This window comes from Bacteroides rodentium JCM 16496 (assembly GCF_000614125.1).
Taxonomy (GTDB): domain Bacteria; phylum Bacteroidota; class Bacteroidia; order Bacteroidales; family Bacteroidaceae; genus Bacteroides; species Bacteroides rodentium.
In genome coordinates this window covers 71,258-97,491 of sequence record NZ_BAKJ01000010.1, presented here as the reverse complement: position 1 = coordinate 97,491, position 26,234 = coordinate 71,258, and the positions used below count along the sequence as shown (strand labels likewise).

Genomic DNA, 26,234 nt, shown 5'->3' with positions numbered 1-26,234 from the left:
CTGATAATTGATTATTCGAATTAATGAACAAAATACTATGACACAACAAGAAAAACAAATAAACTATATGGGGCCATTCATCACGATGGTGTTCTTGTTCTTTATTGTAGGTTTCCTTACGACTGCCAATACTCAGTTTCAGGGGCCTTTAAAAGAAACTTTTCTTTCGGAAGTGGGCGGGTTGAAAAATACTTTTGCTACTTTGATTACTTTCTCCTGGTTCCTTGCTTATCCGGTTTGTGGAGGGGTAGGCTCGTCGTGGATTAGCAAATACGGATATAAAGGAACATTGATGCGTGGATTGCTGGTGATGATTGTGGGACTTGGTTTGTTCTTTGCCTCTTCCTATTTCACAGTACACTTTCCTGAAGCGAATTGGCATGCAGGAAATAATGTTATCCCTGGAGGGTTCTTGATTTTCTTACTGGGTTCTTTCGTGGTAGGAGCTTCGGCCACCATTCTGCAAGTGGTTATAAATCCTTATCTGACGGCTTGCCATGTCAAGGGTACCCAGTCCATTCAGCGTTTGGCTATAGGCGGTTCCGCCAATTCTGTGGGAACTACGCTTGCTCCTTATTTCGTGACTGGTGTCGTGTTTGGCGGTCTGTCTATGGAGGACATTCAGATTGACCAGCTGATGGTTCCGTTCCTGGCATTGATGGCGGTTATTTCTTTGATTGTATTGTTGTTGATGAAATTGTCTTTGCCCGATATCCAAGGAACCAGGGTAGAGAAGGGAGAGAAGCTGGAAAAAAGTGTATGGTCCTTCCGTCATCTGACATTGGGGGTGGTGGCTATCTTCTTTTATGTGGGAGTGGAAGTCTGTATCGGAGCCAATATCAATCTGTACGCCATCGAGATGGATTATGCTTCTCCGGCACTGATGGCTACGCTCTATTGGGGTGGTATGCTGGTGGGCCGCCTGGTGGGGAGCAGCTTGAGCAGGATTTCTCCCCGCGTACAGTTGACGGTTACCACGGTATCGGCAGGAGTACTCGCCCTACTGGCCATTCTTCTTAATAATCCGTGGTTGCTCACGGCAGTAGGTCTGTTCCATTCCATCATGTGGGGAGCTATCTTTACCTTGTCCGTTGCCCATTTGGGAAAATACACTTCGGTGGCTTCCGGTGTGTTCATGATTGGAGTGGTAGGCGGTGCCATATTGCCCTTGTTGCAAGGAGTGCTTGCTGATGTTCTTGGAGGCTGGAGATGGTCATGGTTCATCGTTCTCTTTGGAGAAGCGTTTATGCTGTATTATGCATTGATAGGTTCACGGGTCCGTCAGACCTGCGATAATTTGTAATTAAAGATAGTACTTATGAAAAAAATTAAAATGATGATGGCTGTCGCTTTAGGCGTATTGGCTTCATGCGGTAGCGTTAAGTCCGGAGAAGAGGCACTTGCAGTTTCCCGCGATTCAAAGGTCGTGGTTGCTTACGTCACTTCGTGGAGTGAGGTGATGCCCGACCCGCAGTACATGACGCATATCAACTATGCGTTCGGGCATGTAAACGAGAATTTCAATGGCGTCAAGATTGACAATGAGAAGCGTTTGAAGCAGATTGTTGATTTGAGAAAACAGAAGCCGGAGCTGAAAGTGCTGCTTTCCATCGGCGGCTGGGGAAGCGGACGTTTCAGTGAGATGGCTGCCAATGATGAATATCGCCGTGCCTTTGCCGCGGACTGTGACCGTGTGGTGAAGGAGTTCGCTTTGGATGGCATTGACATCGATTGGGAATATCCCACCAGCTCTATGGCAAATATATCCTCGTCACCGGACGATACGGAGTATTTTACACTTCTGATGCAGGATATCAGAGCTGCCATCGGCAATGAAAAGGAACTGACACTTGCCACCGTAGCTTCTGCCCGTTACATTGACTTCAAGGCTATCTTGCCCTTCGTTGATTTTGTGAATATCATGGCTTATGACATGGCTTCCGCTCCCAAGCACCATTCGGCGCTTTATCCGTCGGGACATAGTGGTGATATTACTTCGGACGGTGCCGTTACCGCACATTTGAAAGCAGGCGTACCGCCTTCCAAGCTGGTGATGGGGATGCCTTTCTATGGTCGTGGAGGTGACGGTTATCCCAGCTTCCAAGACTATAATAAGGTAGGAAATACGGATACCCAATATACTGAAAAGTGGGATGAGATGGCTCAAGTGCCTTATCTGGCCGATAAGAATGATACGTTGGTATTTGGTTTTGAGAATCCCCGTTCACTTGCCATCAAGTGTCAGTATATTCTGGATAAGGATTTGCTGGGAGGCATGTATTGGGATTATAGCGGAGACAATGAGCAGGGTGATTTGCGCCGTACGGTAGCAGAAAACCTATTGGGCAAGCCGCACAAGGCGAAGGTACTAATGTTGACGGAACGTGGCGGACAGCACGGAGGATTTACGGATGCCGGCTTGAAGTGGTTGGTGGCCGAAGGTGCAAAGGGGAATTTCAGTATTACCGAGATAAACAATGCCAGGAACATAACGGAGGCTTACTTGTCGCAGTTCAGCTTGGTTATTCAATTGGATTTCCCGCCTTATACTTGGTCGAAGGAAGCGGAAGATGCGTTCGTCAAGTATATAGAAGAAGGCCGTGGCGGCTGGATCGGTTTCCATCATGCTACTTTGCTGGGCGAGTTCGACGGTTATCCCATGTGGCAATGGTTCTCTGATTTCATGGGTGGTGTACGTTTCAAGAACTACATAGCTCCGCTGGCCGACGGTACGCTGATTGTGGAAGATAAGCAGCATCCGGTGATGAAGGGTGTTCCGGCCTCTTTCGTGGTGCCCGATGACGAGTGGTATACTTATGACAAGAGCCCGCGCCCCAATGTACATGTACTGGCCAATGTAGACGAATCGAGCTACACGCCTGCATCGGACATCAAGATGGGTGATCATCCGGTGGTTTGGGTCAATGAAAGCAAAAAGGCACGCAATGTTTATTTCCAGATAGGGCATAGTAGTAAGTTGTACGAAACGGAAGGGTTTACGACCATGTTCAGAAATGCTATTGAGTGGGCTTTAGAAAGGTAATCCTACAAATATTCAGAATGCTTTGAAAGGTAAAGTTTCCGGTGTACAGATTATCTCTAATTCAGGTCAGCCTGGTGCGGAATCAAAGATTCGCATTCGGGGTACCGGTACGGTCAACAACTCCGATCCGCTTTATATAGTAGACGGCATGCCGTCTGAAAGGAACCCGTGAAGAGATTTATGAGTTTATGATGGGTGACTTGGATGACGAAGTGACTAAGTATCTGCCCCAGCGCAGTGCTACACAGCAGGGACGTGTTTGCCGGGATGCTGCCAAGCTGCTTCGTGCCAAAATTATTTTGTTCCATCGTGATGAGATTAAATATCAGGTGGCATTGGTAAGTGTCTCCGCGATTCTATCTTTGAGGTATGTTATGCCGGCAATAACTCCGGTGAAGGGTTTGGTCTTGCACGTTCTTTGGGCGGTCGTAACATTGTTGACCCGAGAAGTGCCGAGCAGGGCGGATTGGGCGAAGGTTATGGCAGAACACCATGCCGAGTACCGTTTACAACATGTTTAAGGAAGGCGATTTTCTGAAGATTCCCCGGTATTTCCTTTTGGAATACTGGGGATTTTTATGTGTAGGCAGTGGCGGTATCTCTCACAAGGTTTATTTCGGCAAAACATCTGTCATGCTATCACACGAAGAGACTATTTTATTGATTATAAGTTAATTAAAGCGTGATAGATCCCCGTGATAGATAAAAAACATTACAACCATCCATCACGCGTTCCAACCTTTGTAAAGGATGCTATTGCATGCTCGTTTTGTGGGTCGTGGAAATAGATATAATCTTAGTTCTCAGAATGAAACTTTTAGTTTCGAGGCTTAATACAGAAAGTTTTTACAAGTAAAACTATTGGTTTCCTTTAATAAAACTGTTAGTTTCGCTTAATAAAACCAAAGGTTTCAATAAGATAAACTATTGGTTCCGACAGTGAGAAACTATCATTCCGGCCTATAGGGCTCGGCAAGGGCATCTATATAAAACAGCCGAAACAGATGCTTTTTCCCTTCGAAAAACACCTGTTTCGGTATAAAAGTGTTCTGTTTTGGAGCAGATTGTGGGTATGTGTGCCCTGTTTTTTCTTTTGAATGCTGTTGTGAGGAGCATTTATTTGAGGAACGGGTCACCGTTCTTGTCTTTGCTCACTACCCAGCGGAAAGCATTTACCAATAGCAGGTTCTGTGTACCGTCGATAAACTCTTCATCACCATGTCCCATATTCAGGTAAATCATGCGGTAATTCTTGTTGGACCACACGATGGGGAAGTCTCCAAAATTCACTACATCCTTGATACCTAGTGGATAGTTCTTGGGAGATAGGGACAAGAGCACCTCTACGTCCTTGTTCTGGCGGGGACTGGGAGTCCATTGGTACCATTCGCTGGCGGGAGCTACGAATGATGCAGGCAGATTCCTGGTAACGGGATGTTCTTCGTTGTCGACTTCGACCAACACCGGCTGGGGAGGCCAGTTGTTGCAATAGAACACCCCACCACCAAGAAACTTAACAAACCAGGGCCAATGCGTGTTTTTGTCGTTGTAGGCAGCTGCGTGGAAACCTATCCAGCCGCCTCCGTTTTCCATGTATTGCTCAAAAGCATCGCGTTCGGCCTTGGTGTTGGGGGATGTGTTAAGCATGATAATGACATTGTATTCTTTCAGTTTCTCGTATGGGTATTTTGAGAAATCGGTAGTAATATCCAGAACAAAGCCGTCACCGTAATTGAGCTTCTTAAAGAAAGCGGTTGCTTGTTCTGCAAATTGTACGTGTGCTTCTTCCGCATGGTGAGTGTAATAAATCAGGGCCTTGAAGCGGGGAGCCTTGGCATAGTTTGCCGGATAACCTTCGGGGGCTTGTGCGTACGTCAGCAGGGTGCAAGCCGTAAACAATAAAATAAGCAGATGTTTCATGATGATAGTGATTAGTGATTAATGTTTGATGATTAGAATTCATTGTCAATTATCAATTGCCGATAGTTGTAAGTTCCGCAATCAGAGACAGCCATTTGCCTGCCGAGGTAACCCATACCTCTTTATAACAGGCATTGTTGGTTTGCGGCCAATAGGGGACATCGTCGTTGCCCAGGGTACGGATACCGACGGGCATCTCTCCTGTCATTTCGCCCGAAGAGAAGGTGTTCAGTTGCGGATAGTTGTGTCCTTCTCCATAAATCAAGGATTGTCCGAAAGGATTCTTGCCTACGGTCCAGTACAACTGTTCCAGACCGATGTCGAGCAGTTCCTTGTCCTTCAGGAAGTTTCCGCAGATGGCGGCGGACTTTCCGTTGGAAAGATGGATGGCGGTGTTGCCGTTGAAGATGTTGAACCACACGGGGAAGCGTTTCATGTAGTGCTCCTTGTCCAGTTGTACTCCTCGTTTAATTTGCTCTGTGTACAGTTCCTTGGCATTGGCAGGCGGAAACAGATGGAGGGCGTAGAAGTTGGTGGTATCCTTATATTCCTCTGCATGGTAAACACCGCTTGGAATCATGCCGTAGGGATGGGTATACTTCATCATTCCTTTCAGATAGTCTCCATATAGTTGTATGGAATTCACCCATTTAGGGTAGTCGGGGTGCTCCTTCTGGGTTTCGCAAAGCATCACCATGGCCTGCATATAGACCTGCTCGCGCGACTGGTGTATGTAATGTACGATGGATTTGCGGGATTTGTCCCGGTAGAAGAATCCGCGTGTCCCGTCTTTGTCTTTCAGCGGTTCCGTGCGCTGGCAGTCGAGGGTGTAGCGGATGTATTCGGCGGCGATGTCCGCATAAGAAGGTTTTCCGGTCAGCTTGTATAATTGGCTTGCCGACCAGGAGATGGTAGCCATATACTGACTTTTCGAAGTGTTGTAACTGTGTTCGTAAGGCTGGACGAACTGGTCGAAACCGTCTTTCTTGAATTTCTCCATGGCAAAAGCGAAATCTTCTTCGGCCACGCGCAGAAGATATTCCTGTTGCATCGGGTCGTTGTCCAGCGTCATGGAGGCATACGCCTCATATCCGGCATAGAGAAAATTGTCGAATGCCATGTTCTGCACGCGTACGGAAGATATGTCGTCCAATGTATTGAACACACCGTCTTGCCAGATAAGCAATCCCATGCTGCTGGCGCGGTAACCATCGCCGTAGCGGTTCTTTAGCATAAACTCCACTCCCCATTCCGCTTCTTCACGCAGGCGGGCGGCGAGGGCGGGGTTGGTGTTTCTTTGTTTATTGTAGGCTTCGAGTAAGGCAAAAGCCACATCTCCCGTCTGCAGGGTCTGCTGGGACAAGTCGCCCGCATCGTGCCATCCACCGGAGTAGGAGATACTGCGTCCGTCATGCCGGGACATCAGGTCTGCGTGGCAGGAGGCATGCTTGCCGGAAACCGGATGCCCGCAGCGTTGGCAAAAGATGAAATTCAGCACTTTCCATTGTGAATCTTCCCAAAGCCGTTCTCCAATCCGAAAGGTAGGGGTCAATGAATTGCCGGCTTTCAGCCGATACTCTCCGGGATGGTCGAAGGAGGTGAAGTCGATGAGGCCGAATCGTCCGAGGGTGGTTGTCTCTTCCCGGATGTCTCCTTCGTAAGCCACTTTTCCGTCCGTGGTAAGCAGTTGGAAGCGTTTACCGGCATTTATGGTGACGCTTGTGTTGATAAGGGCGGTTTTAGGGTGGTTGACGGCATAGCCGGTTGTCGAATAGGAGATTTTTCCATCGGCGGGTATCCATCCGCTGACTTTCTCGGGGGCTTTCACTGTCTGCAACTGGAGGTTGTCTAAGTAGTAGGTTGCCGAATCTCCCGTTGTCCGGTCCTTGCCTTTGAGGGCTGTACTGAAGCTTATGGACATTACTTTATCGCGCTGATACTCGTCTATTTCGAGGAAACATTGGTTCCACTTCTTGTTGACAAGGTTGATAAGATGCGAACCCGAAGGTGGATTGTACCCTTTCTTGGCAGGAGTAGCTGCATTATGGAATGTGAGGTTCATGTTGACGATACGTGCCCCGTCGCAGTCGGGGTAGATGGAAAATACAATGCGGTTGTATTTTTCCAGGTTGGCACCGTCCAGATGATAAGTGACACCGCTGTTTCCATAGGTGGCATAGTCGGGGTCGGAAGGAGAGCCGATCGCTCTTTTTCCGGTGAATGTAGGGAATTGCAGTTTGATGCTGCCTTTGCCGGAAACGGTCTTTTCCGTACTGAAGGACATGCTTCCTGCGCCGGAATGACTCCATCCCTCTATACCTGCCGAGCGGGTGAGAGGGGTGCTTTGCAGGACCTCCTTTTTCCATCCGTTGGCTTCGAAAGAGTGCTCGATGTTTAGGGGTAGGGGTTGGTGTACCAGTCCGCTTTCATGGAGCTGTCGTTCCAGTTCGGGGTCTTGGGTCAGGCGGGTTTGCCCGTATGCGGCAATGCTACCGGCGGACAGAAGATATAAGAATAATAGTGTCTTTCTCATGTGGATGTTAACCTTTGGTTTAGGTTGCAATGTTAGCCATTATTAGTCAGAATAAGGTTTGAAAACTGCCATAAAAGCTCTAAAAACTATCCGAAGCAGCGAAATTTGATGGAAGGTGAACCTCGGAAGGTGTTTTTTAAACCCGGAATTATGACATTATTGTCATTTTGTTTGTTTTCTTTTTCTATTTTTTCTATTTTTATACCGTTATAGCGAATTGTTGGCTGGAAAACGGAAGAATGGAACACTTTGGGATGAGGAAAGAATACCGGGGAATTTGACATTTTATCATTCTTTAATCAAAATATAACCGTAAAGTTTAGCTGTTTTGAAAAGTTTTCCTATATTTGCGGTGTTATTCATTGACATTTTGTTTGAATAGCACGAAGTCAACAAGGTAATAACCTTTAAAACGTAATATTATGAATATCGAACGTATCATGGCCTCTTTAGAGGCAAAGCACCCCGGCGAGTCTGAATATCTTCAAGCCGTAAAGGAAGTTCTTCTTTCCATCGAAGATATCTATAACCAACATCCTGAGTTCGAGAAAGCGAAAATTATAGAACGTTTGGTTGAACCCGACCGTATCTTTACTTTCCGCGTAACGTGGGTGGATGATAAGGGGGAAGTTCAGACGAATCTCGCTATCGTGTGCAGTTCAACAATGCCATTGGCCCGTACAAAGGCGGTATTCGCTTCCATGCTTCCGTAAATCTTTCTATCCTCAAGTTCCTGGGCTTTGAGCAGACTTTCAAGAATGCCTTGACTACATTGCCTATGGGTGGCGGTAAGGGTGGTTCCGACTTCTCTCCGCGCGGAAAGAGCGATGCTGAAATCATGCGTTTCTGCCAAGCTTTTATGTTGGAATTGTGGCGTCACCTCGGCCCGGATATGGATGTTCCTGCCGGTGATATCGGTGTAGGCGGTCGCGAAGTGGGCTATATGTTCGGTATGTATAAGAAACTGACTCGTGAATTTACGGGCACATTTACCGGTAAAGGACTGGAATTTGGCGGTTCGCTGATTCGTCCCGAAGCAACAGGATTCGGTGGCTTGTATTTCGTAAACCAAATGTTGCAGACAAAAGGCATTGACATCAAGGGCAAGACCGTGGCCATCTCCGGTTTCGGAAACGTGGCTTGGGGTGCTGCTACCAAGGCTACCGAACTGGGTGCCAAGGTTATTACCATCTCCGGTCCCGACGGTTACATCTACGACCCGAACGGTATCAGTGGCGAAAAGATAGATTATATGTTGGAACTCCGGTCATCGGGCAACGATATCGTGGCACCGTATGCCGACGAATTCCCCGGCTCTACTTTCGTGGCAGGCAAACGCCCTTGGGAAGTGAAAGCGGACATCGCTCTGCCTTGTGCTACCCAGAACGAGCTGAACGGCGAAGATGCACAACACCTCATTGACAACAAGGTGACATGTGTAGGCGAAATCTCCAATATGGGATGTACACCCGAAGCTATCGACCTTTTCATTGAAAATAAGATTATGTATGCACCGGGCAAGGCTGTCAATGCAGGTGGTGTGGCTACCAGCGGACTGGAAATGTCGCAGAACGCCATGCATCTCAGCTGGAGTGCAGCCGAAGTGGACGAAAAACTCCACGCTATCATGCACGGAATTCATGCTCAATGCGTAAAATATGGGACAGAACCCGATGGCTACATCAACTACGTGAAGGGAGCGAATATCGCCGGCTTCATGAAGGTGGCTCATGCCATGATGGGTCAGGGAATTATCTAAGAGAGAAACTTTGTTTAGTTGTATTTGTATTTGTGGTTTGTGCTGCCCTACGCCTGTGAAGGTATGGGGCGGTACTTTTTTTATTCTCAATTAAAAAGTTGTATCTTTGCATCTCGAAATCATAAATAACAAAGAGATGTTACTACCGGAACTGAAACTGAGACGTGATAAAATACGCTCTCTCATGGCTCAACAAGAAATTGATGCCGCTCTTATCGCTTGCAATGTAAACTTAATCTATACGTACGGACGTGTCGTCAGCGGTTACTTGTATCTGCCGTTGAATGCTCCCGCCCGTTTATTCATCAAACGTCCCAACAATATCGAAGGGGAACATATCCATCCTATCCGTAAACCGGAACAACTGCCCGACTTGCTGAAGGAATGCGGGTTGCCTATGCCTGCCAGGTTGATGCTGGAGGGGGATGAGTTGTCTTTTACGGAATATAACCGTTTGGCAGCGTGTTTCCCCGAAACGGAGGTGCTTCCTTGTGGTACGGCACTTATCCGGAAGGCCCGAAGCGTCAAGACTGAAATAGAGATTGAGATGTTCCGTCGTTCCGGCATTGCACATGCCAAGGCTTACGAACAAATACCCTCGGTTTATAGGCCGGGAATGACAGACCGCCAGTTATCCATCGAAATAGAGCGCCTGATGCGTCTGGAAGGTTGTCTGGGTATTTTCCGTACCTTCGGACAAAGTATGGAGATTTTTATGGGAAGTCTGCTGGCAGGAGACAATGCCACTGCGCCTGCCCCCTATGATTTTGCTCTGGGAGGCGAAGGACTTGACCCGTCACTGCCTATCAGTGTGAACGGTGCACTGTTGCAGCCCGGCCAGAGCTTTATGGTCGATATGGGAGGCAATTTCTATGGCTATATGGGCGACATGAGCCGTGTATTCTCTATCGGAAAGTTGCCGGAAAAGGCATATGTTGCCCATCAGGTTTGCCTGGACATACAAGAGGCTGTTGTAGATAAAGCGAAACCGGGTACTGTTTGTGAGGACCTTTACAACCTCGCTATCGATATTGTCACCAAAGCAGGCTTTGCCGGCAACTTTATGGGAGCCACTCAAAAGGCCAAGTTTATCGGTCATGGCATTGGCTTGGAAATCAATGAAATGCCGGTATTGGCTCCGCGTATGAAGCAGGAACTGGAGCCGGGCATGATCTTTGCATTGGAGCCGAAAATTGTTTTGCCGGGCATTGGTCCTGTCGGCATCGAGAATTCTTGGGCTGTAACAGCGGAAGGAGTAGAGAAACTGACGTTGTGTAAGGAAGAGATTGTGGAACTTTGAAAATTTCCCATCATTTCACCCTCCTGTTAAGCTGATTATTCGCTTTCGAAGGTTTGGATTTGCCAATCCGTTTTCCGGTTGGCTTGGCCTTGTTGCTCCGTTTGGGCTTTATGCCGGAATGGTTACTCGCCTTCATAATATTCACATAAGTAGTAGCGGGCTATAAAGTCCCAATATTGATGCAGTGTTTCTTTTCCTTTTAGGAAGGGAAGTTCCACATCGGGTAGAATTCCTTTGGTCATTCCGTATTTCAGCAGGTCGAACGGACACTCTCCGGGTTGGCAGAACATCTTGTAACCCTCTGCGGCAGCACGTTTGGCATCGTACATCGGGTTATGTTCTTCACAGAAATAGGCGGCCACGTTGTGGGCTACGAGCATACCTTTGGCGTTGGCATAAATCACGAACTCTTTTTTGTATTCCAGGTCGGGCAATAATGCGGACCGTTTGTTTTCCCATCCCAAGACATCGACAAAGAAAGTGCAAAGCTCCTTGTAATCGGTGAAGTATAGCAACGGTTTCCCCCGGCTGTATTCCAGACAGCGGGCGGCATCTTTGCTCAGTCTGGTTTCCGGAGTGACTTCTGGCAGCGGAGTAATGGGCATATCCAGTAAATCAAGTCCCATCACCCAGAGGCAGGAAGATTCTCCCTCGCTGATGGGAGCTTCTTCGAAACGTGCATCCATCAGTTCATAGGCGCTTTGGCTCAATGCAAGCAGGTCCTTGTCATAAGGGCTGAACAAGGTGTAATCTCTGCCACCAAAGGCGTAGTGGGCTTTCAATGTCCATAGAACGAATGCAATGTCTTCCCAATTGATTTCATCGGGTACGTACTCATTGGTCAGCGGATAGAACGGCAGGTAAGTTCCGTATACTCCCTGAAAGGCTTTGGAGAAAAGTTTCCAGCCTCCGCTTTGGGCAATGGCATCTTGAAAGTATATGCCGAGGGAGATGGCTGCGTCAATTTGGGTGCGCAGGTCTTCCTTGTTGAATAGTGGGGAGGCTTTGATGAGGGGCAGGGTGCTTGCGGAGAAGTCGAGGTACCATTTGTCCGTTGGCAGTATGTGGGTGCGTTCGTTGCTTCCCAACCAATATTGCATGTTGATTGTTGTCATGATTTGTTTGTTTTAGATAAATATTATAGTCTTTTTAATGCCAATTTGATGACTTGTTCCACCGGTGCGTTTGGTTCTTCCTTCAAAATGGCAAGCACTACTTTTTGTGAGGGGGCTTGTGCAAAGCCCAGCATGGTAAGGGCAGCTACGGCTTCTTCTTGTACTTGTGCGTTGGCTGCCGATACCAGTGTACCTATGGTCCCTGCGTTGCCGGCTGCAACGCTGCCGGTCTTGATTTTGTCTTTTAAATCCACAATTATCCGTTGGGCTGTTTTCAGCCGATACCCTTGACTGTTTTCAGCAGAGCGGCGTTTTCCGTGCTGATGACATTTATCAGTTCGGATGGCGAGAGTGCCGAGAGAATCATGCGGCTGTATTTCCGCCGATGCCTGAAACGGAGATGAGCAACAGGAATAGTTCGCGTTCCTGCTTGTCAGCGAATCCGTAAAGGATATAGGCGTCTTCACGGATAGCTTCGTATATATATAGTTTGCATTCTTTTTTGCCCTGGATGGCGGCATACGTGTTCAATGAAATATTGACTCCGTATCCCAGTCCGTTGCAGTCTATTATTGCGGTTGCCGGACTTAGTTCGGCAATTCCGCCTCTGATGTATTCTATCATAATTCTTTTACTTGTCGGCCCAAAATGCGCCTTGCGTACATATCATCTGCGAATGTATGAATTATTATTGGACTTTCACTCACTAAAAAAAGAAAAACTGTGTGAAACAGCAGGGAGTTCTGCCGATATAATAAATTAAAATGCTTACTTTTGCGCTGATAAAGTAGAAAACTGATAAATAAATTCATAAAAAGAATGAAAAAAGTAAGAGCAGCCATCGTTGGCTATGGTAATATCGGGCATTATGTGCTCGAAGCCCTGCAAGCAGCTCCCGATTTCGAAATTGCCGGTGTAGTACGCCGTGCCGGAGCTGAAAACTGTCCTGCGGAACTGAGTGCATATCCCGTTGTGAAGAATGTCAAGGAACTGAAAGACGTGGATGTTGCTATCCTTTGTACGCCTACCCGCAAAGTGGAAGAGTATGCAAAGGAGATCCTTGCTTTAGGTATTCATACTGTGGACAGTTTCGATATTCATACGGGTATCACTGCCTTGCGCCGCACACTGGATGCAGAGGCTAAAAAGCATAATACGGTATCCATCATTTCTGCCGGCTGGGACCCGGGTAGTGACTCCATTGTCCGCACTATGCTGGAAGCCATTGCTCCGAAAGGCATTACCTATACTAATTTTGGTCCTGGCATGAGCATGGGACACACCGTGGCTGTAAAGGCCATCGAAGGTGTGAAAGCCGCCCTTTCCATGACTATTCCTACAGGAACCGGCATTCACCGTCGTATGGTGTACATCGAGTTGAAGGATGGTTACGAATTTGACAAGGTGGCTGCAGCCATCAAAGCCGACCCGTACTTCGTGAATGACGAAACACATGTAAAATTGGTTCCGAGTGTGGATGCACTGCTCGACATGGGTCATGGGGTAAACTTGACCCGTAAGGGTGTGTCCGGCAAGACGCAGAACCAGCTATTTGACTTCAACATGCGTATCAACAATCCTGCCCTCACGGCACAAGTGCTGGTATGTGTGGCGCGTGCCGCTATGCGTCAGCAGCCGGGTTGCTATACAATGGTTGAAGTTCCGGTAATAGACCTGCTGCCGGGCGACCGAGAAGAGTGGATCGGCCATTTGGTATAAGACACAGAAAAAACAGATGGTATATGTGGGCCAAACTCATAGTTTGCCTAAAGAAAATACTCTACTTGTTTGATATAAACGCATCATCCATTCACATGAAACGGATGATGCGTTTTTGATATAGTTATCTTCCTTTGTTCTACCATAAATTATTCAAACCGATCCGAAAAATATAGGAATAACCCCTATGCGTATATATTTCCTTGTTCATTGATTAAGTTATCCTTCATTTGCTTGCAGATATTAAGGAATTTTGCGAATATTGCATATCAGTTTTGCATAAGGCAATTGTAAATTAAGAATTTGTTTACTTTTTATTTGCCAGAAATCAAAAATGCACATAATATTTCTAAACATAAATCTTTAAATATTTAATTCTGCCAACGAATTGTATTTATATATGAAATACACACTTTGCTTTATACTATTCATAATAAGTTCTGTGTTGCAGCTTTGTGCGCGCAATGAGAATGACTCTCTATTAAAAGCTTTGGATAAAATAATTTCTGACCGCCTTGTATATACTGAAAGAAAGAAGGCTACGATAGAGGAATTGAAGCTGAAAAAGACAGAACAAAATACTTTAAATAATCTGTATCACTTAAATATAGAGATTATTCACCAGTATGAAACTTTTGTTTGTGACTCTGCAGAACGATATATTCATGAGAATATAGGAATTGCTGAACAAATGGGGAATCAGGAATATATATTAGAGAGTAAGCTTCAGTTAGCTTTTGTTTATTGTTTGTCAGGGCTTTTTGTACAAGCGAATGATATTCTCAAATTGATTCAGTGTGATAATTTGTCTGTTAATTTAAAGTCTTTATATTGTTGGAACCGTATCCGCTATTACGAGAATATTATTAAATATACGGATGATGCCAGATTTTCGGAGGAATATGTGCAACTGAAGGAGGCATATAGGGATACGGTTATGGGTATCTTGGACCTCAATCGGATGAGTATTTGAAAGAAAAGGCTGTGAAACTTCAGTATGATGGTAAACTTGATGAAGCTCTTCAAATTCTGTATAAGATATACGATAAACAGAAACCTGAGACTCATGAATATGCGATGATGGCGATGGGGCTTGCTCGACTGTATAAGTTGGCGGAAAAAAAAGAAGAGGAAGAAAAATTCCTAATGCTGGCTGCCATAGCAGATACTAAGTTGGCTGTAAAAGAGAATGAAGCGTTGTTGACTCTGGCAGTCAACCTTTATCATGAAGGGGACATTGATAGAGCTTATAATTATATAAAAGTAGCATTGGACGATGCCATTTTCTATAATTCCCGTTTCAAAAACACGGTAATAGCCCGTATTCATCCTATTATTGAAAATACTTATTTATATAAATTGGAGAAACAGAAACAGAATCTGCGTTTTTATATTCTTCTCACCAGTTTGTTTGTGATAGCTCTTGCTATTACTTTGTTTTTTACTTTCAAGCAGACCAAAATAGTATCGCGAGCTAAGAAGAACCTTAATATAATGAATGAGGAGCTGATATTGTTGAATAAGAATTTGGATGAGGCGAATTTAATCAAGGAGAAGTACGTCGGTTACTTTATGAATCAATGTGCTATTTATATCAACAAGCTTGATGAGTATAGGAAGAATGTGAATCGGAAAATAAAAACTGGGCAGGTTGATGAATTGTATAAATCTTCTTCCCGTCCTTTTGAGAAGGAATTGGAAGGATTATATGCCAATTTCGATAAAGCGTTCCTAAAGTTATACCCTCATTTTGTAGAGGAATTTAATTCTCTTCTGATACCTGACGAACAGTATCGGTTGGAAAAAGACCAGTTAAATACAGAATTGCGTATCTTTGCTTTGATCCGACTGGGAATTACCGATGTCGGACAAATTGCCGTATTTCTTCATTACTCTGTCCAAACAATCTATAATTATAAGAGTAAAGTGAAAAGGACGTCAATTCTTGATAGTAATCTTTTTGAAGAAGAAGTGAAAAAACTCGGTTCTTTGTCTCAAAAGTGAGTCTATTCGATTTACCAAACTCCTAAAATTAATATTTTGTAATGCCTTGAATTATAGTTGTATATAGAATTTAGTATTTTCAAAACATCTACTTTATAGCCTACTTTCTATAAGAAGTAGGCTTTTTCAGTTTCTATATTTGCATCATAAGATTTTTGGTAACTGAATGCTAATCTAAAAAAACACAACTATGGTCTTTTCAGAATTATACCTCATTTATTATCCGAAGTTAGTTCGGTTTGCAAGGGAGTTTGTAATGCAGGCTGAGGATGCAGAAAACATAACTCAAGATGTGTTTGCTGACTTATGGGAAAAACGGGATTCTATAGATTACATTGATAATATGAATGCATATCTTTTCAGACTTGTGAAGAATCGATGTCTGGATTACCTGAAACATAAAATTTTTGAGCAAAGATATGTTGAGAATGCGCAGATTTCCTTTGAAATAGAATGGGGTATAAAGCTACAATCTTTGGATAGGTTCTCAGTTTCTGATATATCGGAAGAAAATGATATGGAAATATCGATTCGTATTGCAATTAATAGTTTACCGAAACGATGTCGTGATATCTTTTTATTGAGTCGTATGGAAGGATTGAAGTATAAAGAAATCTCTGAACGGCTGGGAATTTCAGTTAATACAGTTGAATGTCAGATGAGCATAGCACTTAAAAAGTTGAGAGTGAAGCTAGGTATGTGTCTGGCCGCATAGTTTTTCTGAATTTTATAGGAGCTTTTTAGTGGTATTTGCTAATCTAATCGTTCCTATATGAGGAAAAACAAGACATAGAAGATGATTTATATAAATATTTTTTCGGGAAATTGATTTCTGGGAAAAAAAGAAAAAAAATTATCAGATGTGAATAATGATGGAAGGCTGAAAAAAATATAGAGAAGTAGTAACAATATATTAAGATTTAAAATATCATGAAGAAACTTAGTATCATATTAATGATAATTTTGTGGGCGGTGCAGACTCTGGCACAACAAGCTTACTTCGTTGATGGGTATCATGGAGGTATATATGGGCATTATCCTATAGAGTGGAAAACTCAATTCATAGTAGACCAATTGGCTCAGCATCCGGATTGGCGGATTGGCATAGAGATGGAACCTGAAACATGGGACACTGTTCAAGTGCGGACTCCTGAGGCTTATCGCATGTTTGAGACAGTAGCTGTCAGCAAACAAGTTGAATTTACCAATCCTACTTATGCACAGCCTTACTGTTACAACATCTCAGGTGAAAGTATTATTAGGCAGTTTCAATATGGTATAGCAAAAATAAATACACATTTTCCTAAAGTTGATTTCCTTACTTATTCCGTGGAGGAACCTTGTTTCACAAGTTGTTTACCACAGATTCTTAAATTATTCGGATATAAGTATGCTGTAATTAAGTGTCCCAATACTTGTTGGGGAGGATACAGTGGTGCTTATGGCGGTGAACTGGTGAATTGGGTAGGGCCGGACGGCACTTCTATTCTGGCTGTTCCTCGTTATGCTTGTGAGGGATTGGAGGAGAATTCGACATGGCAAACAACGGCTTGGGGTAATTCCGAAGTTTATCTGAAGGCTTGTCGTGATGCAGGAATCAAACATCCGGTAGGGATGTGTTTTCAGGATGCAGGATGGAAGTATGGTCCATGGCTGGGTGAAAATAAAAGCAATTCTATTTATGTAAGATGGAGGGATTACTTTGAGAATATTTCTACTGGTAAAACAGATGATGATTGGCATTTATCACAAGAAGATGTGCACGTGAACCTAATGTGGGGTAGTCAGGTGATGCAAAGGATTGCCCAGGAAGTGCGTACCTCTGAGAATAAGATTGTGATGGCGGAAAAGATGTCAGTAATGGCTCATTTAATGAATGGGTATAGCTATGCCCAGACCGATATGGATGAGGCTTGGCGGACTTTGATGTTGGCCCAGCACCACGATTCATGGATTGTTCCTTACAATAGGTTGAACAAGCAGGGTACATGGGCAGATGCTATCAAACGATGGACAGACCAGACAAACAGTATAGCTGATGGAATTGTTGAGGCATCTATGCGGAGTTTTGATAAAGGGAGTGCGGTTGTCGGTAATCAGCAAGGATATGTACGCGTCTACAATACGTTGGGAAGTGAAAGAGTAGAAGTTGTAGATATTTTGCTTCCACGTGAATATGTAGACGCTGAGTGGGAAATTTATGACTGGAAACAAAAAAAGGTAGGTTATTCAATAGAAAAAGAAGGTGAAAATATAAGATTGTTTTTTGAAGCAAAAGTTCCTCCTTTCGGTTATTCTACGTATTGCATCAAAAGAAGGAAAATAGGTAGAAAGGTAGATTCGGAGAATAGAAAGGTGAATGAACGGGAATATGTAGTCGAAAACGAATTGTATAAAATAGTTTTTGATTTATCGAAGGGAGGAACAATTAAAAGCTTGATTGCTAAGCAAGAAGGGAATAAAGAGTTTGCCAAGCAAACGGGAGAATATGCTTTAGGTGAATTGAGGGGGCACTTTTTTTGAAGAGGGTAAATTCCGTTCTTCTACGGAGACTCCTGCGAAGCTGACTGTTTTGAGGGATAACGTATACGAAAAGAAGGTAAAGATTGAAGGTGAAATTGCTTCGCATCCGTTTACACAGATTGTTACTCTTACGCAGGGAGATAAGCGTATTGATTTTGAACTGACTGTTGATTGGAAGGGTAATGTAGGTATTGGTGAGTATAAAGAAAAGAATTGGCGTGATAACCGCAGAGCATATTGCGATGATAGGTATAAGTTGAGTGTGTTGTTTCCGGTAGAACTTGCTTCTCCTCGTATATATAAAGATGCTCCGTTTGATGTCTGTGAAAGTAAATTGGAGGATACTTTTTTCAATTCTTGGGATCAAATTAAACATAATATCATCCTTCACTGGGTTGATCTGGTGGAACAAAAAGGAGATTATGCACTGGCTTTATTGTCAAATCACACGACTTCTTATTCCTATGGAAAAGATTATCCGTTGGGATTGACTGCCCAATACTCTGGTCAAGGACTGTGGGGACCTGATTACAAAATCACTGCTCCGTTGAAGATGAAATACGCCATTATTCCCCATCGTGGCAAATGGGATGAGGCTTCCATTGCTACTAATAGTGACCAGTGGAATGAACCGTTGTTGTGCTCTTATCACTCATTGGCAGAGTTGGAATCAAAATCATTTGTCGACCTGCAAAACACCGGTTATCAGGTAAGCTCCGCCCAGCTGAGGGATGGAAAGATTGTACTACGCTTATTTAATGTCGAAGGAGAGAACACACAATGCAAAGTTACTTTGGGTATGCCTTTATCCAGTGTAGAAGAGGTGGATCTGAATGGAAAGTCTATTGAAAGAAAGAAAATAGAAGTGCGTTCTGGGAGAACAGAGATGTTGGTGTCAATGCCTCGTTTCGGTTTAAAAACCTTTGTCTTGAATTGATTTATTTGTGGGAGTTGGAGGGGCTCCTCAGACTCTTGGTTTATATAAATAATTAATTAATCTTATATGTATAAAGCTACTGTAAATCTTTTAATTGCTTGCTCTTTTTTGTGGATGACTGCTTGCTCATCAACAGATAAGGTGACGGCAGAAGTGACTCCAACAGATTATGTGAATCCGTTTATCGGTGCCAGTACCAGTGTGGGAGCTGCCGGGGTTTATCATGGATTGGGTAAGACTTTCCCCGGAGCTACTACTCCTTACGGTATGGTACAACTAAGTCCGAACACCATAACAGGGGGAGATAACGGTTCCGGTTATAGTACCGAACACAAAACAATAGAAGCTTTGCCTTTACCCACATGAGTGGGATAGGTTGGTTTGGTGATTTAGGAAACTTTCTCGTGATGCCTACAACGGGTGAGTTGTGGAAAGTTGCTGGTAAAGAAGGCAATGATAGTATAAAAGGCTATCGTTCTATTTACGACAAAGCTTCTGAAGCCGCCAGTGCCGGTTATTACACGGTTGAATTAAGTGATTATAAAATCAAAGTAGAAGCGAGTGCAACACCGCGATGCGGCATATTGCGTTTTGTTTATCCCGCCAATGAGCAATCCCGTATTCAGATAGATTTGGCACGTAGAATAGGGGGAACATCTACGTCCCAATATATCAAGGTGGTAGATGACTATACTATTCAGGGCTGGATGAAGTGTACGCCTGAAGGCGGTGGCTGGGGAAATGGCGACGGAAATGCCAGATATACCATCTACTACTATGCACAATTCAATAAACCTTTGATTGATTATGGCTTTTGGAGTGCAGATATTCCTGATAATTGGGTGCGGAAACGCGATGAAGTCGTGAGTATACCGTATTTGGCACGTGTTTCGGAAGCTCCGATTATAAAGGGGGTGAAAGAGCTGGAAGGCAAGCATTTGGATTTTATACGGAATTTCCTACGAAGGAAGGAGAAGAAGTTGTAATGAAAGTTGGCATCTCCTTTGTCGATATGGAAGGTGCTGCTAATAATTTCAAACAAGAAATTGCGTCTAAGAATTTTGACCAGGTAAAGAAGGAAGCCAATGATTTGTGGAATAAAGAACTTAGTCGTGTGCAAGTAGCTGGGGGAACAACAGATGAGAAAACTATTTTCTATACAGCTTTGTATCATACAATGATTGATCCCCGTATTTATACGGATGTGGATGGACGCTATATAGGCGGTGATTATAAAATACATACAAGTGACGATACTTTTACTAAGCGTACCATCTTTAGTGGATGGGATGTATTTCGTAGCCAGTTTCCTTTACAGACTATTGTTAATCCAAGTTTGGTTAGTGATGAATTGAATTCTTTAATTACAATGGCCGAACAAAGTGGACGCGAATATTATGAACGCTGGGAGTTTATGAATTCTTATTCCGGTTGTATGTTGGGAAACCCAGCCTTGTCTGTACTGGCAGATGCTTATATAAAAGGAATTCGTACCTATGATATAGAGAAGGCATATCAGTATGCCATCAATACGTCCCATCGTTTTGGTAACGATTCGTTGGGCTATACTCCGGGACCGGTGAGTATTTCGCATACTTTGGAATATGCTTACACTGACTGGTGTATTTCCCAATTGGCTAAAGCTTTAGGAAAAGAAGATGACGCAAAGAACTATGCTGAAAAGGGACAAGTTTATCACAATATTTTTGATGCCGAAAAAGGGTGGTTCCGTCCTCGTAATGCGGATGGTACGTGGCAGGCATGGCCGGAGAATGCACGTCTGAAAGAAGGATATGGTTGTATAGAAGCAAATCCTTATCAACAAGGATGGTTTGTGCCGCATGATGTTCCGGGAATGGTGGAATTGATGGGCGGCAAGGAAAAAGTGATTGCGGATTTGCTTGATTTTTTTAACAAAACTCCTTCTAATATGCTGTGGAATGAATATTATAACCATGCCAATGAGCCGGTACATTTTGTTCCTTTCCTATTCAATCAATTGGCTGTGCTTGGTATACGCAAAAATGGACTCGCTACACTTGCGAGAAAGCATATGCCAATAAAGTGGAAGGTATCGTTGGCAATGAAGATGTTGGACAAATGTCGGCGTGGTATGTTTTGACTGCTTCCGGCATTCATCCTTCCTGCCCGGGTAATACGCGTATGGAAATTACAAGTCCTATTTTTGATAAGGTAGAGTTCCGCCTTGATCCGACATATCATTCGGGAAAAACTTTTGTTGTGATTGCTCATGATAATAGTGCAGATAACATATATATACAGCGAGCTTTGCTGAACGGTAAGGAATACAATAAATGTTATTTGGATTTTGCGAATATTGTAGCGGGTGGTGTTTTGGAACTATATATGGGGGATACCCCCAACGAGAAGTGGGGAATATAGATGATTTTTAGTTAACCTATAGATAAGGTAAAGCATTTTATTAATTTAAAAAATTGTTTACTAGTATGAAAAGAAAACAAAGAGCGGATGCACTTAGTGCATTTCCTGGAACTGTAAAAATGATGTTTTTGTTGGCTCTGCTATTATGTGGTGGAGTTCGGACAAATGCTGCTTCAGACATCATCTTGCAGCAGGCAGAAAGAACGATTTCTGGTGTGGTTACAGATGAAAATAGTGAGCCATTAATTGGAGTCGCTGTTGTTGTGAAAGGCACGGGATTGGGCACAACGACTAATTTGGAAGGTGTATTTACATTGAAAGTACCCGCAAATGCAGGAATATTGCAATTATCTTATGTGGGAATGAAGACTGTAGAACTTCCGATTGGCAATAAGTCGCAGTTCAATGTGAAAATGGAATCGGATGCCGTTTTGATTGATGATGTGGTTGTTATCGGATATGGTACCCGTTCTAAAAAGGATATGTCTATTTCGGTGAGCTCCGTAAAGGGGGATGAGTTGAATAATAGACCTTCGGCTATCAATATTATGCAGAGTGTGGCAGGTAAAGTTGCCGGTGTGCAGAATGTATCTATGTCCGGTAGACCTGGTGGGTCATCATCTCTACGTGTTCGCGGTATGGGATCTATCAATGCTGGAAAAGACCCTATCTATGTGTTGGATGGTGTAATCGGTGTAGATCCCGATATTATTAATTCAGCTAATGTAGAATCTATTGACATTCTTAAAGATGCTGCCGCAACAGCCATGTATGGTGCGCAGGGTTCAAACGGTGTTGTTCTTATCACTACAAAGAAAGGGCAGAAAGGTAAAGGTTCAATCACTTATGATGGTAAAGTTGGATTCGGTTTCATGGGCAGAAAGCTCGATATGCTGAATGCGGATGAATATATGGAGGTACAGAAACGTGCTTATGCATATAGCGGACAGACTATGCCTCACTTGACAACTCCTTATGAAAATTTATTTTATTATGCCAAGGATGCTTCTGGCAATTATCAGTACGATGATAAAGGACTTTTGATTGCTTCACCGAAGTATAATACGGATTGGCAGAAAGAGGTGACTCAAACAGCCATTACCAATGACCATATTCTCTCCTTCTCTTCAGGAAATGATAATACGAGCATATATGCCAGTATAGGTTATCAGAATCAAGAAGGTTTGATTAAGGAGAGCGAATACGAACGTTATTCTGCTACCATGAATGTAAGAACCAAGATTAAAGATTGGCTCCATATCCAACTTGTTGGAACGATGGGTAGCCAGAAAGGCAATAATAATGATATGGAAGGTTCGTTCAATCAGGGCGCTCTTAGAAACATGATTGAAATGCCGCCTATTGTTCCTATTAAGTATGAGGATGGTACATGGGGTCGTAAGCATGATTATCCATTGTCAGAAACTGCGGAAAACCCGCTGTTACTACTTCGGGATAGAAAGAACGAATGGAAATCCAATTTTTCTTTGTTTAGCTTGAATGCTACTCTTGATATTACTAAGAAATTGTCATTGACTATTCAAGGTGACTATCAGGTGAGCAATCGTAAAGAAATGAGCTATGCTAAAGCTGGACTTTTTGACGTAAGTGAGAACAATGGCGGATATGCCGATATCAGAAATGCAGAAACTCAGAAACTAACCAATGAGAACTATTTCACTTATACAGATACGTTTTTTGGTGGTAAACTCAGTTCAAATTTTGTGTTGGGAGCCAGTTGGTATTATAACCGTGCAGAGGATTTTTCAGCAGGTTCCGAGCAATATTTCGATGATTCGTTTGACTATCACAATTTGTCGGCAGGAACTACATGGCACGAGCCTAAGTCCGGTATGAATCAGAATACTATGAACTCATATTATTTCCGTATGAATCATAGCTTCCTTGACAGATATTTGCTTGGTTTTACGTTCAGAGCAGACGGTGCGTCCAACTTCGGCACTAATAATAAGTATGGATATTTCCCATCAGTATCTGCCGGATGGCGTATTTCAGAAGAAAACTTCTTCCAGCCTGTAAAAGATGTTATCAGCCAGATGAAGCTGAGAGCCAGTTACGGTATTGTAGGAAATGCTTCTATTCCGAACTACAGAACCATCTCACAATATAGCAATGGTTCTACCATCTTCAACAAAGCACTTACCTCTTATGTTGTTTTCAGTAACTTGGGTAATAAGGATTTGAAGTGGGAATCTTCGCATCAGTTTAATGTCGGTCTTGATATGAGTTTATGGAATAATCGTTTGGAATTTATCCTGGATTATTATCAGAAGTCTACCAAAGATTTGTTGTTTGAGAAACAAGTTCCTTTCACTACCGGTTATTCAACTACATGGACTAACCTTGGTGAAATTGTAAACAAAGGTTTTGAAGCGACTGTCACTTCACATAATGTGCAAACTCGTGATTTTACTTGGGTGACAGACTTGGTATTCTCTACCAATAAACTTGTGGTTGAAGATATTAATGGGGAGACTATCGATACCGGAAATAATACTATCGCCAGAGAAGGTGAAAAATGGGCATCATATTATGTGTATAAAAGACTGGGTACTTGGGGCTTGTCTGAAGTGGCAGAAGCTGCTAAATATGGTAAGAAACCTGGTGACATCAAGTACGAAGATGTGAATGGAGACTATAAGATTGACGAAGAAGACCGCCAGATTATGGGTAACGGTACACCAAAGGGAAGTTTGACGATGGTAAATACGTTTACTTATAAAGGTTTCTCTCTGATGGTCGACCTGAATTATACTTATGGGTTCAAGATTATGGATGTAACAAACTCTATGTTGGAGAACAGACCGTTGTATAGCAACAATGTTAGATCCATACTAGACGCATGGACACCCGAGAATCAGAATACAATGGTTGCTGCAATACGTCTTCCGTCGGATAATTATTTTGGAGAAAATGAAAAAGACTCATACATGCTTCATAAAGGCGATTTCGTGAGACTTCGTAATGTTTCATTATCCTATACCTTTAGTCCTAAGATGCTGAGGGCATTCAAAGCATTCAACAGCTTATCTATCGGAGTTTCTGCTGAAAACTTGTTTGTGCTGACGAAATATCCCGGATATGATCCGGAAGTGGGTGCATTCAATACGGATACAGGCCAGAGTATTGATTTCTATGCTTACCCTCGTCCGACGACTATTACTGGTAATATAAAGGTTGTATTCTAAGAAAATAATATAGACGATTATGAAGAAAATATATTCAAATATATGTGGGTTGATTACCCTAATGGTGATTGCAACGTCATGCGATGCATTCCTTGAAGAGAAACCGAAGACATTTCTTACCCCCGACTCATACTTCCAGAATGAAGGACAAGTTGTCGCTGCGGTGAATGGATTATACACATTCCTGGATGATATCTTTAATGGAGATATAGAACCCGGTTCACAAACATTCATCTTTTTAGAGTATCTGTCGGGTTATGGTGAACGTCTGCGCGGTTCAGGTTCTCAAGATATGTCTCAAGCTAACAACCTGACTATTGCGGAGAATAACGGATATGTACAGAAATTTTGGGAAACAGATTACAAAGCTATCGAAAACTGTAATAGTACTATTGAAGGTATCGAAGCTATTGCCGATGGTGTTTTAACTGAGGACAGAAAAAACGAATTGCTGGGTGAAGCCTATTTTATGCGCGCTTATTACTATTTTAATCTGGTACAGCTCTACGGTCCCGTTCCTTTGAAACTTACTAGTACAAAGAGTTTGGCAAATGTAGAAATTGAATTGACATCGATTGACGGTGTTTATTCTCAGATTGACCTTGATTTGACAAAAGCTGGTGAGCTTATGGAAAACTGCCCCTGGACAAGTACCAGCGGTCGAGTTACCAAGGGGGCTGTAAAAGCATTGCATGCTAAAGTTTACTTGGCAATGGCAGGATATCCGTTGCAGAAGAGCGAATGTTATCAGAAGGCATTCGAAAAAGCCAGCGAAGTATATAAGAGCGGAGCTTTCAGATTATTCGATACATATGAAGAACTGAGAACCACAGAGAATACTGGTGAACATATATTCTCCATTCAAAGGGAAGCTGATAATGCTGGTTCTCCTGTTCATGGTGATATGTTGCCTTATCCTGCACCTGCAAAAGCTATTTCGGCAAATGCAGCATACGGAGGTGCACTGGTTCCTACATTGTTATTCTATAGTACATACCCCGATGGAGATAAGCGTTTAGAAGAACAAGCTTTTTATTACACGGAGCACCAGGCTCTCGACAATTCTGGTATCGTTGAATTGGGAAGACCTTATATTTATAAATTCTGGGATGACGAAGCTGCAACCACCGGTAAGTCGGGTGCCAATTATACACTGTTGAGATATGCCGATGTGCTGTTGATGCTTGCTGAAGCAAAAGCGCAGGTAGATGGCGGTACAACAAATAATGCGGATGCAGTAGATGCCTATTATGCTGTAAGAAAAAGAGCAATGCCCACGGAGTCAAGACCGTCATCTATAAATGTGAATGACGTTTTGAAAGAAAGATTCTGGGAACTTTGCTTTGAAGGACATACATGGTACGATATGCTGAGAACTCATAAAGCACTGCATGTGGTTACGGGTAACATTGTAGATATGATTGGTTATCAGACTCCCGGACATGGAGCTGCATTCAAAGAAGCAGATCTCTTATTGCCGTATCCTATCCGTGAGAAAAGATTGAATCCTAATCTGAAAAGAGACTAATAACGCGTCACTGTCAAAGAGAACTTGAGAATAAATAGTTTAAATATGAAACGTAGTTTCAAATATATGACCCTTTTAGCATTTTGCTTGTGCTTCCTCTTTTCCTGCTCGGATGGTGGCGGTACAATAAAGAACCCCTTTGAAAATGGGGAAGATGATAATTTCATAAAAATCACCATTCTTCGAATGCTGATACCCTGCACTTGTCTTGGGAACTTACTGATACAAAAGTTAGTTTCGA

At 43.3% G+C, this 26,234-nt stretch carries 11 protein-coding genes and 7 pseudogenes; 13 read left to right on the top strand and 5 right to left on the bottom strand.

Annotated elements, in window-relative coordinates; all coding sequences use genetic code 11:
- Positions 1-37: 37 nt before the first annotated feature.
- The 4 genes and pseudogenes from JCM16496_RS06540 (at position 38) to JCM16496_RS06530 (ending at position 3,564) form a co-directional block, all read left to right on the top strand.
- Complete coding sequence (locus JCM16496_RS06540) at positions 38-1,303, top strand: MFS transporter (RefSeq protein WP_025833148.1); 1,266 nt, start codon at positions 38-40, stop codon at positions 1,301-1,303.
- 15 nt (positions 1,304-1,318) lie between these two features.
- The gene (locus tag JCM16496_RS06535; protein ID WP_025833146.1) at positions 1,319-3,043 is read left to right on the top strand and encodes a glycosyl hydrolase family 18 protein; all 1,725 of its coding nucleotides are present in this window, start codon (positions 1,319-1,321) and stop codon (positions 3,041-3,043) included.
- Positions 3,036-3,203, top strand: a pseudogene (locus JCM16496_RS21500) (TonB-dependent receptor plug domain-containing protein); the annotation flags it as partial. The gene JCM16496_RS06535 and the pseudogene JCM16496_RS21500, both read left to right, overlap by 8 nt.
- 28 nt (positions 3,204-3,231) lie before the next feature.
- Positions 3,232-3,564, top strand: a complete 333-nt coding sequence (locus tag JCM16496_RS06530) for a hypothetical protein (RefSeq protein ID WP_025833144.1) — start codon at positions 3,232-3,234, stop codon at positions 3,562-3,564.
- 595 nt (positions 3,565-4,159) lie between these two features.
- On the opposite strand, the gene JCM16496_RS06520 is transcribed toward JCM16496_RS06530, so the two are convergent.
- The gene (locus JCM16496_RS06520) at positions 4,160-4,963 is read right to left on the bottom strand and encodes a ThuA domain-containing protein (RefSeq protein WP_025833142.1); all 804 of its coding nucleotides are present in this window, start codon (positions 4,961-4,963) and stop codon (positions 4,160-4,162) included.
- A 52-nt stretch (positions 4,964-5,015) separates the two neighbouring features.
- On the bottom strand, positions 5,016-7,496 hold the full coding sequence (locus tag JCM16496_RS06515; RefSeq protein WP_025833140.1) for a glycoside hydrolase family 9 protein: 2,481 nt from the start codon (positions 7,494-7,496) through the stop codon (positions 5,016-5,018).
- Between the two features lie 422 nt (positions 7,497-7,918).
- Between JCM16496_RS06515 and gdhA the strand changes: the two are divergent.
- Both gdhA and JCM16496_RS06505 read left to right on the top strand, forming a co-directional pair.
- Positions 7,919-9,255: pseudogene (gene gdhA / locus JCM16496_RS06510) on the top strand (NADP-specific glutamate dehydrogenase).
- Positions 9,256-9,391: 136 nt separating this feature from the next.
- Positions 9,392-10,555 (top strand): M24 family metallopeptidase, encoded by a 1,164-nt coding sequence (locus tag JCM16496_RS06505; RefSeq protein ID WP_025833139.1) that lies wholly within the window; start codon positions 9,392-9,394, stop codon positions 10,553-10,555.
- 122 nt (positions 10,556-10,677) lie between these two features.
- Here the strand turns inward: JCM16496_RS06505 and JCM16496_RS06500 are convergent, their stop codons facing one another.
- The gene (locus tag JCM16496_RS06500; protein WP_025833137.1) at positions 10,678-11,670 is read right to left on the bottom strand and encodes a DUF3843 family protein; all 993 of its coding nucleotides are present in this window, start codon (positions 11,668-11,670) and stop codon (positions 10,678-10,680) included.
- A 23-nt stretch (positions 11,671-11,693) separates the two neighbouring features.
- Positions 11,694-12,294 (bottom strand): annotated as a pseudogene (ruvA, locus tag JCM16496_RS06495) (Holliday junction branch migration protein RuvA).
- Between the two features lie 195 nt (positions 12,295-12,489).
- On the opposite strand from ruvA, the gene JCM16496_RS06490 reads away from it, so the two are divergent.
- Positions 12,490-13,389 carry a diaminopimelate dehydrogenase gene (locus JCM16496_RS06490; protein ID WP_025833135.1) on the top strand — a complete coding sequence of 300 codons (900 nt, stop codon included), beginning with the start codon at positions 12,490-12,492 and terminating at the stop codon, positions 13,387-13,389.
- A 168-nt stretch (positions 13,390-13,557) separates the two neighbouring features.
- Here JCM16496_RS06490 and JCM16496_RS25230 read toward each other — a convergent pair.
- A pseudogene (locus JCM16496_RS25230) lies at positions 13,558-13,685 on the bottom strand (IS982 family transposase); the annotation flags it as partial.
- A gap of 104 nt (positions 13,686-13,789) precedes the next feature.
- Between JCM16496_RS25230 and susR the strand changes: the two are divergent.
- From susR to JCM16496_RS06460, 6 genes and pseudogenes are all read left to right on the top strand, one after another.
- A pseudogene (gene susR / locus JCM16496_RS06485) lies at positions 13,790-15,393 on the top strand (SusR family glycan utilization regulator).
- A 190-nt stretch (positions 15,394-15,583) separates the two neighbouring features.
- Positions 15,584-16,108 carry an RNA polymerase sigma-70 factor gene (locus tag JCM16496_RS06480; RefSeq protein ID WP_025833133.1) on the top strand — a complete coding sequence of 175 codons (525 nt, stop codon included), beginning with the start codon at positions 15,584-15,586 and terminating at the stop codon, positions 16,106-16,108.
- A 215-nt stretch (positions 16,109-16,323) separates the two neighbouring features.
- Positions 16,324-18,853 (top strand): annotated as a pseudogene (locus JCM16496_RS06475) (glycoside hydrolase family 38 C-terminal domain-containing protein).
- A gap of 66 nt (positions 18,854-18,919) precedes the next feature.
- Positions 18,920-21,256 (top strand): annotated as a pseudogene (locus tag JCM16496_RS06470) (GH92 family glycosyl hydrolase).
- A gap of 65 nt (positions 21,257-21,321) precedes the next feature.
- Positions 21,322-24,465: a SusC/RagA family TonB-linked outer membrane protein gene (locus JCM16496_RS06465; protein WP_025833131.1), complete on the top strand. Its 3,144-nt coding sequence runs from the start codon at positions 21,322-21,324 to the stop codon at positions 24,463-24,465.
- A 19-nt stretch (positions 24,466-24,484) separates the two neighbouring features.
- Positions 24,485-25,993: a RagB/SusD family nutrient uptake outer membrane protein gene (locus JCM16496_RS06460; protein WP_025833130.1), complete on the top strand. Its 1,509-nt coding sequence runs from the start codon at positions 24,485-24,487 to the stop codon at positions 25,991-25,993.
- Positions 25,994-26,234 lie beyond the last annotated feature (241 nt).